The sequence below is a fragment of the Photobacterium kasasachensis genome, assembly GCF_050336885.1.
Classification (GTDB): Bacteria; Pseudomonadota; Gammaproteobacteria; order Enterobacterales; family Vibrionaceae; genus Photobacterium; species Photobacterium kasasachensis.
On sequence record NZ_JAKJSH010000020.1, the window covers coordinates 34,103 to 47,789 of the forward strand.

At 47.2% G+C, this 13,687-nt stretch carries 14 protein-coding genes; 8 read left to right on the forward strand and 6 right to left on the reverse strand.

What is annotated here, in order from left to right; translation table 11 throughout:
* Nucleotides 1-74 precede the first annotated feature (74 nt).
* The 3 genes from rbsC to rbsD are packed head-to-tail and all read right to left on the reverse strand — an operon-like array spanning nucleotide 75 to nucleotide 3,014.
* On the reverse strand, nucleotides 75-1,058 hold the full coding sequence (gene rbsC, locus L4D19_RS23530) for a ribose ABC transporter permease (RefSeq protein WP_428454484.1): 984 nt from the start codon (nucleotides 1,056-1,058) through the stop codon (nucleotides 75-77).
* Complete coding sequence (gene rbsA / locus L4D19_RS23535) at nucleotides 1,055-2,560, reverse strand: ribose ABC transporter ATP-binding protein RbsA (RefSeq protein ID WP_428454485.1); 1,506 nt, start codon at nucleotides 2,558-2,560, stop codon at nucleotides 1,055-1,057. The genes rbsC and rbsA overlap by 4 nt, the downstream gene beginning before the upstream one ends.
* Nucleotides 2,561-2,594: 34 nt before the next feature.
* A complete protein-coding gene (rbsD, locus tag L4D19_RS23540; RefSeq protein WP_160655974.1) occupies nucleotides 2,595-3,014 on the reverse strand; it encodes a D-ribose pyranase in 420 nt (139 codons plus the stop codon).
* Nucleotides 3,015-3,412: 398 nt separating this feature from the next.
* Between rbsD and L4D19_RS23545 the strand changes: the two genes are divergently transcribed.
* Complete coding sequence (locus tag L4D19_RS23545; protein ID WP_428454486.1) at nucleotides 3,413-3,658, forward strand: hypothetical protein; 246 nt, start codon at nucleotides 3,413-3,415, stop codon at nucleotides 3,656-3,658.
* On the opposite strand, the gene L4D19_RS23550 is transcribed toward L4D19_RS23545, so the two are convergent.
* Nucleotides 3,655-4,443 carry a TOBE domain-containing protein gene (locus L4D19_RS23550; protein ID WP_428454487.1) on the reverse strand — a complete coding sequence of 263 codons (789 nt, stop codon included), beginning with the start codon at nucleotides 4,441-4,443 and terminating at the stop codon, nucleotides 3,655-3,657. The genes L4D19_RS23545 and L4D19_RS23550 overlap by 4 nt on opposite strands.
* A 125-nt stretch (nucleotides 4,444-4,568) precedes the next feature.
* Between L4D19_RS23550 and L4D19_RS23555 the strand changes: the two genes are divergently transcribed.
* Entirely contained in the window at nucleotides 4,569-4,940 is a 372-nt protein-coding gene (locus tag L4D19_RS23555) for a DsrE/DsrF/TusD sulfur relay family protein (RefSeq protein ID WP_428454488.1), read from the forward strand.
* A gap of 44 nt (nucleotides 4,941-4,984) precedes the next feature.
* Nucleotides 4,985-5,488, forward strand: a complete 504-nt coding sequence (gene def / locus L4D19_RS23560) for a peptide deformylase (protein WP_428454489.1) — start codon at nucleotides 4,985-4,987, stop codon at nucleotides 5,486-5,488.
* A gap of 75 nt (nucleotides 5,489-5,563) precedes the next feature.
* On the opposite strand, the gene L4D19_RS23565 is transcribed toward def, so the two are convergent.
* Both L4D19_RS23565 and L4D19_RS23570 read right to left on the reverse strand, forming a co-directional pair.
* Entirely contained in the window at nucleotides 5,564-7,039 is a 1,476-nt protein-coding gene (locus L4D19_RS23565) for an oligopeptide:H+ symporter (RefSeq protein ID WP_428454490.1), read from the reverse strand.
* A 28-nt stretch (nucleotides 7,040-7,067) separates the two neighbouring features.
* Nucleotides 7,068-8,465: an aminopeptidase gene (locus L4D19_RS23570; protein WP_428454491.1), complete on the reverse strand. Its 1,398-nt coding sequence runs from the start codon at nucleotides 8,463-8,465 to the stop codon at nucleotides 7,068-7,070.
* 965 nt (nucleotides 8,466-9,430) lie between these two features.
* Between L4D19_RS23570 and trxB the strand changes: the two genes are divergently transcribed.
* The 5 genes from trxB (at nucleotide 9,431) to grdC (ending at nucleotide 13,687) form a co-directional block, all read left to right on the forward strand.
* Complete coding sequence (trxB, locus tag L4D19_RS23575) at nucleotides 9,431-10,642, forward strand: thioredoxin-disulfide reductase (RefSeq protein WP_075766112.1); 1,212 nt, start codon at nucleotides 9,431-9,433, stop codon at nucleotides 10,640-10,642.
* 10 nt (nucleotides 10,643-10,652) lie between these two features.
* A complete protein-coding gene (gene trxA / locus L4D19_RS23580) occupies nucleotides 10,653-10,979 on the forward strand; it encodes a thioredoxin TrxA (protein WP_075766110.1) in 327 nt (108 codons plus the stop codon).
* 156 nt (nucleotides 10,980-11,135) lie between these two features.
* Nucleotides 11,136-11,603: a glycine/sarcosine/betaine reductase complex selenoprotein A gene (gene grdA, locus L4D19_RS23585; protein ID WP_160655988.1), complete on the forward strand. Its 468-nt coding sequence runs from the start codon at nucleotides 11,136-11,138 to the stop codon at nucleotides 11,601-11,603.
* Between the two features lie 14 nt (nucleotides 11,604-11,617).
* Nucleotides 11,618-12,082 (forward strand): glycine/sarcosine/betaine reductase complex selenoprotein A, encoded by a 465-nt coding sequence (gene grdA / locus L4D19_RS23590; RefSeq protein WP_089153690.1) that lies wholly within the window; start codon nucleotides 11,618-11,620, stop codon nucleotides 12,080-12,082.
* A 72-nt stretch (nucleotides 12,083-12,154) separates the two neighbouring features.
* Nucleotides 12,155-13,687 carry a glycine/sarcosine/betaine reductase complex component C subunit beta gene (gene grdC, locus L4D19_RS23595; protein WP_428454492.1) on the forward strand — a complete coding sequence of 511 codons (1,533 nt, stop codon included), beginning with the start codon at nucleotides 12,155-12,157 and terminating at the stop codon, nucleotides 13,685-13,687.

The following is a 13,687-nucleotide window of genomic DNA, read 5'->3' on the forward strand; positions in this document are numbered from 1 at the left end:
CCTTTCTACATATGTCGGGTTGGTTGCGGGCAGGGGAAGCCGCCCGCGTTACTAGTTTTACCTAGCTACAGAGGTTACTTATTTTTGTTATCTACCAAGACGGCCAGCAAGATGACGACTGCTTTGGCAATCATTTGGTAGTAGGACGATACGTCCAGTAGGTTTAGCGCGTTATTTAGGAAGCCGATGATAAGAGCACCAATCAGGGTGCCCATAATACGGCCCTTACCACCTGCCAGGCTGGTGCCACCCAGTACGACGGCAGCAATTGCGTCCAGTTCGTATCCCATACCGGCCGTTGGTTGCGCCGAAGAAAGGCGAGAGGTGACGATGATGCCAGCCAAGGCTGCTAACAGGCCGCAGATTGCGTAGACGCCAATCTTGACGCGATCTACATTGATGCCCGAAAGACGAGTTGCTGATTCGTTACCGCCTAGTGCGTAGACATAGCGACCGAAGCGAGTGTGGTTCAGTACGTACCAGACTGCTGCGAATACGATAACCATCAGCCAGATTGGCACCGGAATACCCATAGCATAGCCAGTACCGAACCAGGCAAAGCTGTCTGCTACGTCAGTAAAACCGGTAGAAATTGGACGCCCGTCAGTGTAGACCATAGTGACACCGCGAAGCAGGGTCATGGTCACCAAGGTCGCAATAAAGGCCTGGACTTTACCCTTGGCAATGATCACGCCACTGATTGCTCCCAGTGCCGCACCAGCCAGCAAGGCGGTTGGTACTGCAATGATCACCGGAATCTCCAAGCCGATCATGGTTGCGGCAAAAGCGCCACAAAGGGCCAGTACCGAGCCGACACTGAGGTCAATTCCGGCTGTCAGGATAACCAGTGTCATACCTACTGCGATAATCGCGTTCACCGAGGTCTGGCGCAGGATATTGAGGATGTTATCGACGGTAAAGAAGTTAGGGTTAAGGAAAGACACTACCACGATAAGGAAAACCAACGCGATCAGTGATTTCTGTTCAATTAACCATTCTTTGCTAAATAGCTTGTTCCTACCGGTTTCTTGTGTTTTGGCCATAGCGTTGGTGCTCATGCTGCTACCTCGTTGATTTGTTTACCCACAGCGCAGGCAAGTAATTTTTCTTGATCGGCATCAGTGGCCATAAACTCACCGCTGATTTTACCTTCATGCATAACCATAATGCGGTCACTCATACCGAGAACTTCTGGCATTTCTGAAGAAACAAGGATGATGCTCATTCCTTCTGATTTGAATTGGTTAATTAGCTGATATATTTCTTTCTTGGCACCGACATCGACACCTCGGGTAGGTTCATCGAGGATCAGAACCTTAGGCCGGGTCATTAAGCCTTTGGCAATAGCCACTTTTTGCTGGTTACCACCAGAGAGGTTGCCAATGATCTGGTTACGGCTTGGAGTCTTGATGTTGAACAGGCGAATAAAGTCTTCGACAGCCGTGACTTCATCATAGTGATTGATCTGTACGCCTTTCGTCAGGTGATCGAGCGAACAGATAGACATATTTTCTTTGACTGAAAGCCCCAAAATCAGGCCGTCGCCCTTACGGTCTTCGGAAATGTAGGCGATGCCGTTGGCAAGACCGTCCTGCGGACTGATTGGGTTGATGGTTTTGCCATCAAGAATGATGTCGCCGGACTCGCGGGTTAGGGCACCGTAGATGACTTTCATCAGCTCGGTACGACCGGCACCCATCAGGCCTGAGACACCCAGGATTTCACCGCGATCCAACGTGAAGCTCACATTGTTGACGCCGGAGCCTGTCAGGTTTTTAACCTCTAGGCAGGTGGTACCATGCTTAACATCGATGCGAGGGTATTGCTCGTCCAGGCGGCGGCCTACCATCATTTCAATCATGGTATCTTCATCGATATCGGCAACCTGGCGTTCGCCAATGAACTTTCCGTCACGCAGTACGGTGATGTCATCGCAGATCTCGAAGATTTCTTTCAGGCGGTGTGAGATATAGACAATACCGCAGCCTTCTTCGCGCAATTCATTAATCACCTTGAACAGTGATTCTGTCTCGGTATCTGTCAGGGCATCTGTCGGTTCATCCATGATGATAACCTGCGACTTGAATGACAGCGCTTTGGCAATCTCGACCATTTGCTGTTCACCCAGGCTCAATTCACCCAGCAACTGGCGTGAGCTGTGCTTGACGTTCAGGCGCTTGAGCAGAGTATCGGCTTCGCGGTACATCTCGGACCACTTGATACCACCGAAGGCATTGGTTTTCTCACGGCCAAGAAAGATGTTTTCGGCAATCGTCAGCTCGGGGATCAGGTTGAGTTCCTGGTGGATGATGCTAATACCTGCTTCCTGAGAGTGGCGCGGGCCGTTAAAGTTCACTTGTTCGCCCTGGTAGCGGATTTCACCGGCATCCATGGCGTAAATACCGGTAAGTGCCTTCATTAGGGTCGACTTACCTGCGCCGTTTTCACCCATCAAAGCCATTACTTTGCCTGGGTAGACATTCAGGCAAGCGTTGTCGAGTGCCTTTACACCCGGAAACGCTTTATCAATGCCTTTTAATTCTAAGATTGGCTGTTTCATGTCAGTTCCTTGCAACTAAGCAGAAGAGTGAGGTTTAGAACACTACGCCGGACTGAAAAATCACATTGGCATATGGGGTACATTCACCGGTACGGATCACTGCTTTGCTGTTTTGGGTATGGACCTTGAATTCTTCGTGGCTGACATAGGAGATGTTGATTGACTTACCGCACAGCTCTTCTTCGTTACGGATAAGCTCGATCAGAGCATGGTGATGGTCCGGGCTTACGTGGAGGAATTCTTCTGCCAACACAATCCCTTCAATCTGCATTTCGCCAAGAACGGCTTTCACTGTATCAATGAAAGCAGGTACACCAGGAATAAGTGCGAGGTCGATACGTTGGGTTTCATCAGGAATAGGAAGTCCGGCATCACAGATAGTGATCTCGTCGGTATGACCTAGGGTCGCGACGATGTAAGACAATTCAGCATTGATGAGTGCGCTTTTTTTCATGGGTTGCACCTTATTAATTCATGGTGGTGATGCGTTGTGTCAGCCAGCCTTGGCTATTTTTCCTTGCTGTTTTTTTGTACATCGAAACGGTTACGCAATCGTTTCGATGGCTGTAAATGTAAAAGCAAACGTTTCGATGCGCACCTGTAAAGATAGCAAAGTGTGACTTGGCTCAGAACAAATATGCTTTTTCTGAATAAATGGCGGAGTGGATCACATTAAAAAGTATGAGAGTTCATATTCTTGATATATGGTATCTGTACAATGTTTCATATAATGAATGGTTAGCGTCAAGTTTATGTAATTTTATGCAAATTACGCCTGAATGCTTTGAATTAGGAGCAGAATCAGGCTTATCATTTGCTTCTGCTCTTATTCAATGAGGTATGGTGCTTGATATGTCACTTTCGGCAGTGAACTTCTTACCGTTTTCCCTACTGCTTGCGCCGGTATCGGCATTGTTGCTGTGGTTTGCGCTGAAAAAGAAAAAAGTCTGGTTGATAAGGCTGGCGATGGTTGGTCTGGTATTCGCCGCCTTGCTTTTGGTTGTTTTCCAGTATCTGGATTTCAAGCAGTTCGAGAATTGCCTGTCACAAGGGGCAAATTACGGTGTTTTCCGCGGTTCTTGTATTCAGTTTAACTAGCATAGTGTCGCGATGATAACCTGAGAGGAAGAAAAACAGGCGAGGGCCTTACTGCCTGGTTTCAACTGTTCAAGGCCATTCTCGTTCTTGTTGATAAGTGCACATACCTCCTCCCCGCCATCGAGTCTTACAGATATTTCCGCGGTGCTGTCTCCGTTCTGAATATCGCCGATAGTACCGGACAGCCGGTTATCCAGCAGCGGATCATCAGGTTGCTCGCGACAAACTTGAATGGACGGCCCTTTTACCAATGCCACAACATCCTTGCCGGCACTTAGCTGTAAGCGCGTCGTACTGCCGTGGGTAACGGTTGCGATAACCTGTTGTTTATTTTGCAATGAGATAAATACGCGATCATACAAGGCGTGGTTTTCGATGCTGCTGATGGTACCGAAAAACTGGTTTCGAGCACTGGTCTGCAACGAGAATTTTGCCATTACACCAAGCAGGCTATGAAGCGGTGCGTCTTTATCATTCAGAGCCTGGAGCCCCATGTTCTGAATCGTATCCAACAAGTCATACATTTGGAGGATACGCTGACCAAAATTGGTCAGGGATGCACCACCGCCGCCTTTTCCGCCTTTTTCGCTGGTGATCAAGGGGGTTTCAGAACGTGTATTCATATCCTTGATGGCATCATAGGCGGCTTTATAACTGATCCCTGCCTGCTTGGCTCCCTTGCTAATAGAGCCCGTTTGCTGGACGGCCTTGAGCAAAGCTACACGGCGGGGATTGGCAAAGACCTTTCCATTTTCCGATAGGGTGAGCAGGGCGTCGAAATCCATAATTGAAGGGCCTGTGTAAGCGAAAAGTAGAGCTAAATCATGAGTGTAATAGCATATTTGGCGTAGAGTATAGCGGATTATTCTTTCAGGCATAAGGTTGCCTCAGCATTCATCAGGACATAGCGATGCTAGATATGGCTAAACAAACGTTACTTTTTATTCTCAATGATGCCCCTTATGGCTCAGAGCGATCGTTCAACGCGCTGAGACTGGCAATTAATCTTAATGAACATGAGAAGACAGAGACCAGCATCAAGATTTTCTTGATGTCTGATTCGGTTTCCTGTGCCCTTGTGAAGCAGGCTCCTTCAGAGGGCTACAACATTCAGCAAATGATTGAAATCCTGCTTGCCCAGGGGGCAGAGGTAAAGCTGTGCAAGACCTGTACAGATGCTCGCGGGTTAACGGCGCTGCCGCTGATTGAAGGCGCAGAGATAGGAACGCTGGATGATTTGGCGACATGGACGCTCGCATCAGATAAAGTTGTTAGTTTTTAGCACAAGATTTAGGTTCACCTTCTTACATTGTAATTTGAGGCAAAATGGCAATATTAGACATACTGACTGTTCCAAATGAGAAATTGAAGCGCAAAGCATCACAAGTGGAAGACATTACTGCCGTGCAACCACTCATTGATGACATGCTTGAGACTATGTACAGCACGGATAATGGTATCGGCCTTGCAGCCACTCAAGTAGGGCGAACAGAAGCTATTGTTGTAATAGACATTTCTGAATCCCGCAATGAACCACTAGTGTTGGTTAACCCGCGTGTTGAAGGTGGCGAGAATATCGCTGCTGGTCAGGAGGGCTGTCTGTCAGTGCCTGGCTATTACGCCGATGTTGAGCGCTATACCAAGGTCAAGGTGTCAGCGCTCGATCGTCATGGTAATGCGATCACGATTGAACGTGATGATTTCCTGGCGATTGCGATGCAGCATGAGATTGATCACCTCCATGGACAGCTGTTTATTGACTACCTGTCGCCGCTTAAGAAGCAAATGGCGCTCAAGAAAGTGAAAAAACATTTGAAGGTACACGCCTAGATAAAGCGCAAGATAGTAAAAAGCGAGAACCCTTGGGTTCTCGCTTTAATTATAAGTAAAGGTTATGCGTGTAAATTACGCTGTTTGTAGCTCTTCTTTGGCTTCCTGCTCGGGATCGGCCTCAATCAGCTTGTTCAGGCGAGGAGCCAGGATAACGCAGACCACACCGACAATAGCGGATGCAACGGCTAGGGCGTAGAAGTAGTTACCGTAAGATACCAAGCTTTCTACTGGTGTCATCTCAGCTTCGCCAGATGAAGACAGGCCTGCCACCCAAGCACCTGCTACGGATGCCAATGCCAGTGTCATGTTCCACGCGCCGTAGATAAAGCCACGGATACGGCTTGGGAACAGCTTGGCGATGGCAGAGAGGCCCAGCGCCGAAATCAGTAGCTCACCAATGGCAAATAGGAAGTGAGGAGCGGCAATCCAGAATGGATTGAGCATGCCTTTCTCGTCGCCAAAGTACTGGGAAAAACCTGCACAGGCAAACGCCGCCGCACAAATCAACATACCCAGCGCGAACTTACCCGGCATCGACAAGTCTTTGCCTTTCTCGCCCAGCGTCGTATAAATGTGAGCAAGAATCGGACTGAGGAAGATAACCCACATCGGGTTCAGGGACTGGTAGGAAACAGGATTGACAGCAATACCGAATACTTCAGGGACAATATTGTTGATTGCAAAGAAGTTAAGCGATGTCGGCATCTGATTGTAGAGCACAAAGAACGCCAGTGCCTGACCCATTAAGACAAGTCCAACAATCATACGCTTACGGCTGGTTGGTTTTTCTCTCTTCATTTCTTTGGTAATAAGGAAAAGAATAACCAGAGCAGCGACTGCCAGAACAAACTGCGCCAATGGCAGGTTAGTTAGCAGATAGCTAGCCGCGGCAACGGCGAGCAATGCACCTGACAGGAACAGGCTGTTGGTCTTGAATGGAACAGCGCGTTTGTCGGCTTCGGTTGCTTGCTTGATTTTCTTGTTTAACAGCAAGTAGGTCACCACGTTCACTGTCATACCAACGGCTGACAGGATGAAAGCAGATGTCCAGCCAATGCTGTAGGCCATAATTGGAGCACCTAGCTGCGCAAGGAAGGCACCAATATTGTTGACCATGTAGAACAAGGTATAGGCCCCATCAAGGCGTGGATCGTTTTTATCGTAGGACGCGGCAATAATAGTGGGAGGAGCTACACTACCAATACCACGACCGACAGCGACCGTACCCAAACCGATAAATACGAAGTGCGGCTGCGCCGTTATCGCGGAATAGGCAATGATAAAATAACCCAGTCCCTGGAAGAAAAAGCCCCAGGCAAGCGTTCGCTTTGCGCCAAGGATTTTATCGGCAAGCCAGCCACCGACAAATAGCATAGCTGCGCCCAACGCTGCAAAGGCACCGAAGGTTGCAAACGAGGTTTTCTGGTCGATTCCCAGCTCTTCACCCAGAAAAACCGGCAAGATAGCCCATAGGCTATAAAAAGACAGCGCCCACCAGAACTGGCATGAACATAGGATATAAAAGGTCAACGGATGACGTTTTTTCATTGTTTATTCTCCATCACAGCAGAGGACGCTACAGAGCTTCTGTATAGAATGTCTTGTAGGCACGGTACAATTCGTAAATATCGAACTTGGAGGCCAGTTCGAATGGCGAGTGCATAGAAAGTAAGGCTGCACCGGCATCAATGGTATTAATGCCATAGTGCGCGAGGTATTTAGCAACAGTACCGCCGCCGCCTTCGTCCACCTTGCCAAGCAAACCGGTTTGCCAGGTGATTTCGTGGTCGTCGAAAATACGGCGAAGAGCCGCGACATACTCGGCATCGGCATCATTCGATCCGGCTTTGCCGCCATGGCCAGTATATTTGGTCAGCACAAGCCCGTAGCCCAACTTGGAGGCGTTTTGTGCATCATGCACAGATTCAAATAACGGGTTAAGCCCGGCATTGACATCTGAGGACAGGGCATAGGATTTCCACAGACAGCGACGCAGCATCTGGTCGTTATACTGTGTGCCTGCCTGACGGATTAATAACTCGCCAGTGAAAAATTCAAGATAGCGGGACTCTAGACCTGTTGCACCAGACGAGCCAATTTCCTCTTTATCTACCAGGAAGCAGACAGCTGTTTGTTCCGGAGTCGGAATTTCCAGGATGGCTTCGAGTGATGTATAGGCGCAGATACGGTCGTCCTGGCCATAGGCACCAACGATACCCTGATCAATACCAACATCACGTGCATCACCGGCAGGGACTAGCATTAGCTCGGCAGAGATGAAGTCAGGCTCTGTGATTTCATACTTCTCGTGCAGCTTGATAAGAATGTGCTGTTTGACCTTGTCTTTGATCTTTTCGTCATCGAAGGACATAGGTACAGAGCCGACGATGATTTGCAGTTCTTCACCTTTCAGGACTTCTGCAGCATTACGTTCGCGCTGAACTTTCTTGTCCAGGTGCGGAAGTAAGTCCGGGATAGTGAAAACAGGGTCTTGAGGATCTTCACCGATAACAATATCTACGGTACGGCCCGACTTGGTTACCACAACACCGTGCAAGGCCAACGGGCGGGAAGCCCATTGATACTTCTTGATGCCGCCGTAATAATGAGTACGCATTAGCGCCAGCTCATTCTTCTCGTACATCGGGTTAGGCTTTAGATCCAGGCGAGGGGAATCGATATGGGAAACGACAAATCGAATACCTTCACAAATAGGACGTTTGCCGACAACAGTTAACACAACGTTCTTATTGCGGTTGATGAAATATACTTTATCCCCAGCGACTAATTGCTCAAATTCTTCAATAGGGCGGAAGCCATGCTGCTTGGCTTCTGCAATAGCTGCTTTCACGCATTGGCGTTCTGTTTTTCCTGCATTGAGAAAATGTTTGTAGTCTTCACAGAAATGATTGATCTCATCGATTCGGTTATTTTCAAGATTGAGCCAACCATTAGTGTATTGCAGTGTATCCATTGCGTAACTCCAAATGTCTATATGAACTTCGGAGCGGAGATTATCATTCTATCAAACAGGGGTTTTGTGAGCATTATCCTCTTATCGTTCAAAATTAACGTGGAAGATTCTGCTGGTATCGACTGTGTGTGTAGCTACTGCTATGTGTTATTGCTGTTTTTGATGATAGGTGCTTTAAATTTAAATGAAATGATTGTTTAACTAAGTTGTTTGCTTGCAGGTAGTGAATTTACTGAATTTTAATCTTACTATTTATAGCCATAATAAATAAAAATAAAACATATTTCATTGGGTAATCATAATAATTTGCGGTGGAAAATTAATCTCTCGTGCTACTGATTTTTGATGTGCAACTGGTTCACTATATTTTTTTAACTTAAGCATTAGTTATTCTAATGGTAAATGTTATTTGTCAGCTTTGTTAAAATTTATAAAATATTGGTAATTAAAGTGTCAGATCGTAGAAAAGAGAGAGAAAATGACACTATAGGGGTATGTTATTTCTTATAGTGTAACGGTTTTTCTGATTTTAATTACCTTTTGAGCCTAAAAAGACACCTGTTATGCATAATGCTTATAGTTGAATATGATCTATGTATCATTAGCAGTTCTATTTCAGTGTTTTATCCTGTAATTGGGCATTGCTCACAAAAAAATAAACATTACTAATTATAATCGCCTACAAGTTGTTAAGGATGAGAGCCAATCATCTATATATAGGTGAAACTAATAAAATTAATTACTTGCTTATATAGAGAATACAATACCTTTTACTATCTGATTTTAAATGATGAGAGTGGCGATTAGTTATCTCGCATTGTTCGTATAAACCGTAGGGCTTATAAAGCTTGCGTCGAAGACTGATTTATTTTGAAGTGCCATAGATATTCGTAACACTTATTAAAAGTGAATAAGTGCTAGGTGTAGATGGCATGTGGTAGTGAAAATAAAAATCGGTGATAAATATGTCAGAACTATACGATGTCATCATTATTGGTGGCGGCTCGGGCGGTATGTCAGCAGGTGTTTATGCAGCCCGCGGCAAAATGAAAACGCTAATTCTTGAAGATAAGCGTAATACCGGTGGCCAGGCAGCAACAACCAGCGAAATGGAAAACTATCCGGGAATTCTTGAAGCAACCGGCCCGCAGCTCATGGATATGTTCCGTGACCACTGCAATAAGTTTGGTGTCGAGTTTGCCCGCGGTTTGGTTACGGATATCAGTATTGCAGAAGATGGTTTCATCAAAACACTGAAAACCAATAAAGGCGAAGAGTTCCAGACCAAGAGCATCATTATTGCAACCGGAGCAACGCCTCGCATCCTGGGTATCAAGGGTGAAGCAGAATTCCGTGGCAAAGGTGTTTCTTACTGTGCAACCTGCGATGCAGATTTCTATGAAGAGCTGGATGTTGTGGTTGTTGGTTCAGGTAATACGGCAGTTGAAGAGTCCGTCTTCCTGACCAAGTTCGTGAATAAAGTGACCATGATTGTCTTGCACGATCAGGGCATTCTGGATGCGGACCGTACGGCACAGGAACAGGCTTTCGCCAACGACAAAATCGAGTTTGTATGGAACTCAGTGGTGGAAGAAATCTGTGGTGACGAGCTGGTTGACGGCGTGAAGCTGAAGAACCTGAAAACAGGTGAGATCACTGAAATGTCGACCGACGGTGTGTTCATGTTCGTTGGTACCGTGCCGAAGACTGAATTCGTCAAGGAGCTGATTGAGCTGACACCGCAGGGCTACGTGATCACCAACGAGAAGCAGGAAACGAGCGTTCCGGGCATTTTCGCAGCTGGCGACGTAACCGACAAGTTCTTACGCCAGGTAGTAACAGCGGCAGGGGATGGCGCAGTTGCAGCAGTAGCAGCCGACCGCTATATCGAAGAAGAAGAGAGTTGGCGTAAGTCTGTTGCCGAGTTTGACGGCACAGCAATGGTGGCATTCTGGAATCCGCTAAGTAAAGAAAGCCTGGATGTTATCAACGAACTTGAAGTGCACTGTAAAGATCAGCCGGATCAGCGTGTCGTGACTATCGATACCTACAAGAGCCAGAACATTGCCAACCGCTTCAATGTGAAAGAAGTGCCCGTAGTAATCAGATTTGACGCTGGGCAGGAAGCCAAGCGAGTTGATGTGAAGGATATCGCTGAGTTAGAAACTCTGTATTAAGGGAAACGCAATGATCGAATTGAACAAAGAAAATTTCGATACTGAAGTTAACGTCGACGGTGTTGTCTTGGTTGATTTCTGGAGCGAAAACTGCGGCCGATGCATTGAGCTAATGCCTGATGTCATCAAACTGGCTGAGCAATACGGCGAAGAGATCAAATTCTGCAAGCTAAACATCCAGGGTAACCGTCGTTTGGCAATGGCGCAGAAAGTGATGGGTCTACCTTCAATTGTGTTCTACAAGAACGGCGAAAAAGTGAAGCACCTGTCTGGTGAAGAGCTTGAAATTGAAGAAATTGCACAAGAAGTCGAAAGCTTCATCGCTGAAAAAGCGTAAGGCTGACTGAAAAGAATTTGTATTGAATAGGTTATCTAACCTATTGAACAAATAGAAAAACAACGTTTCACACTGAAACTGCGTTTTTAGAAAACATGTTGTACCGGGTAACTGGCAACAACATAACCTTAGTAATCTGTACCCTTGGAGTGAACAATGCTCAAAGATAAGAAAGTTATTATCTTGGGAGACAGAGACGGTGTACCAGGACAGGCTATCGAAGCTTGTATCAAAACTGCTGGCGCACATGTTCTTTTCTCTACAACTGAGTGTTTCGTCTGAACCAGCGCAGGTGCTATGGATCTGGAAAACCAAAAGAGGATTAAAGGTTTTGCTGACGAGTTCGGCCCAGAGAATCTGGTTATCGTACTTGGCGGTGCCGAAGCAGAAGCTTCGGGCCTAGCATGTGAAACCGTGACAAACGGCGATCCTACTTTTGCCGGACCATTAGCCGGAGTCCAGTTAGGACTCTCTTGTTATCATGTGGTTGAGCCGGAAATTAAAGACAATGTGGATTCTGACGTCTATGACGAGCAGATAAGCATGATGGAAATGGTACTTGATGTCGATGCCATCGTGGCAGAGGTCAAAGAGTATCGTGAGCAATTCGGAAAGTATGTTTAATCGGGAGAAAGATTGTGTTCGCTAATAAAACAGTGATCATTCTTGGAGACCGCGATGGCGTACCTGGTCAGGCAATTGAAGCTTGCATGAAGACCACAGGTGCTCACGTTGCTTTCTCTACTACAGAATGTTTCGTTTGAACAAGCGCAGGCGCAATGGATCTTGAGAACCAAAAGCGGATTAAAACCCTTGCCGAGGAAAAAGGCGCAGAGAATCTCGTTGTGATTCTTGGCGGCGCAGAAGCAGAAGCTTCTGGCCTGGCATGTGAAACCGTCACCACCGGCGATCCGACTTTTGCAGGACCATTGGCGGGAGTCCAGTTAGGACTTTCTTGTTATCACGTGGTTGAAGACGAAATTAAAGAAGCCGTCGATCCGGCAGTCTATGACGAGCAGGTCGGAATGATGGAAATGGTACTTGATGTCGATGCGATTAAAGCGGAAATGCAACAATACCGCAGCGAAACTGCATTAGCATAAGTATATCTCAATGCTGGTTCGGGTCAGGCCTCTGGCTCGAACCTACTATCCGGCTCGGATGCAGGAGTAACAATGGGATACGCAGTAATTAAAGGTGTGAGCTATGTGCTCGCCCATACCCCAGATGTATTGATTCAACATGGTTCGGTACAGGTGCAGTCTCGGGCTAAAGACCCGGCAGACAGCTATTTACAGCAGCTAAAAGACCACCTTCGTCCATACGAAGACGTGGTTTCTTACCCGGCCAACCAGTGTTATATCGGTAACCTTACCCCACAACAGTTGGCAGATATTCCCCAGCCATGGTTTGAGAACAAAGAACATACTTCTCACGAAGGCAAGTTCGGCGAAATTTATAGCCAGGAAAGTTTCTATGCCATGTTGAACCACGTAGACGTGTTCAACCTGGTTCATTTTACTCAAGAATTTATTGACACCTATCAGCCAAAGGCTGGACAGCATGCCCTATACGGCGATGTTGACCTGTTTGCCGGCCATCAGCTTATCACTACCGATGAGATCCTGGCGCTGGTTGAAAATCATCAGGCGGAAGTGCTGATGATGAACGGTGAGTTGGTCGGCTGTGTGAAAGCTGCCCACGATGAGGATGAAAACCTCTCTGCCCATATCATGCTAGAAAACTTGTGTACCAAGGCTTCTGGCGTGATGGCGGCGATGCACCTGAAACAGCAGGGCATTGAGCTAGACAAGGTTGATTACCTCATCGAATGTTCGGAAGAAGCATGCGGTGACATCAATCAGCGTGGTGGTGGTAACTTTGCCAAGGCAATCGGTGAGGTCATCGGTTGTAACTCCGCGACAGGCTCTGATGTTCGTGGCTTCTGTGCTGCACCAGCACATGCGATGACACTGGCTGCAGCCTTGGTTAAATCAGGCATATTCAAGAACGTTATGGTTGTAGCAGGTGGCGCCGTTGCCAAACTGGGCATGAACGGTCGCGACCATGTTAAAAATGACATGCCGGTACTGGAAGATTGTCTGGCTGGCTTTGCTTGTATGGTGACAGAAAACGACGGTATCAGCCCTGAAATCAATACTGATATTGTTGGTCGCCATCAGATCGGTACCGGCTCCTCTCCGCAGGCTGTAATGACAGCACTGATTGCCAACCCGCTGAAAAATGCCGGTATGGCGATGACAGACATCGACAAGTACTCTGTCGAAATGCAAAACCCAGAAATTACCAAGCCAGCAGGCGCAGGTAATGTTCCGGAGTCAAACTACAAAATGATTGCGGCGCTAGCGGTCAAAGAAGGCCAGCTAGAACGTACTCAGCTCCCTCAGTTTGTTGCTGAGCATGGTATGACAGGCTTTGCACCGACTCAGGGCCACATCCCGTCAGGCGTTCCTTTCCTAGGCTTCGGTCGCGAAATGATTGTCAGCGGTGAAATCAACAACTTCATGATGGTCGGCAAGGGCAGCTTGTTCCTGGGCCGTATGACCAATCTGTTTGATGGTCTGAGCTTTGTGGTTCAGAAAAACAGCGGCAAGCAGGAAGAAGTGTTTGATGAGGCTCAGGTCAAGCAGGTTGTTGCCCAGGCAATGCGTGATGTGGCTGAGAACTTGTTAAATCGCGAACAGTAA

Coding starts and splice junctions, on each gene's coding strand:
- L4D19_RS23570 (WP_428454491.1), bottom strand. CDS start 8,465: ATGGATACACTGCAATACACTAATGGTTGGCTCAATCTTGAAAATAAC.
- def (WP_428454489.1), top strand. CDS start 4,985: ATGGCAATATTAGACATACTGACTGTTCCAAATGAGAAATTGAAGCGC.
- L4D19_RS23555 (WP_428454488.1), top strand. CDS start 4,569: ATGCTAGATATGGCTAAACAAACGTTACTTTTTATTCTCAATGATGCC.
- trxA (WP_075766110.1), top strand. CDS start 10,653: ATGATCGAATTGAACAAAGAAAATTTCGATACTGAAGTTAACGTCGAC.
- L4D19_RS23545 (WP_428454486.1), top strand. CDS start 3,413: ATGTCACTTTCGGCAGTGAACTTCTTACCGTTTTCCCTACTGCTTGCG.
- L4D19_RS23565 (WP_428454490.1), bottom strand. CDS start 7,039: ATGAAAAAACGTCATCCGTTGACCTTTTATATCCTATGTTCATGCCAG.
- rbsC (WP_428454484.1), bottom strand. CDS start 1,058: ATGAGCACCAACGCTATGGCCAAAACACAAGAAACCGGTAGGAACAAG.
- rbsD (WP_160655974.1), bottom strand. CDS start 3,014: ATGAAAAAAAGCGCACTCATCAATGCTGAATTGTCTTACATCGTCGCG.
- grdC (WP_428454492.1), top strand. CDS start 12,155: ATGGGATACGCAGTAATTAAAGGTGTGAGCTATGTGCTCGCCCATACC.
- L4D19_RS23550 (WP_428454487.1), bottom strand. CDS start 4,443: ATGGATTTCGACGCCCTGCTCACCCTATCGGAAAATGGAAAGGTCTTT.
- trxB (WP_075766112.1), top strand. CDS start 9,431: ATGTCAGAACTATACGATGTCATCATTATTGGTGGCGGCTCGGGCGGT.
- rbsA (WP_428454485.1), bottom strand. CDS start 2,560: ATGAAACAGCCAATCTTAGAATTAAAAGGCATTGATAAAGCGTTTCCG.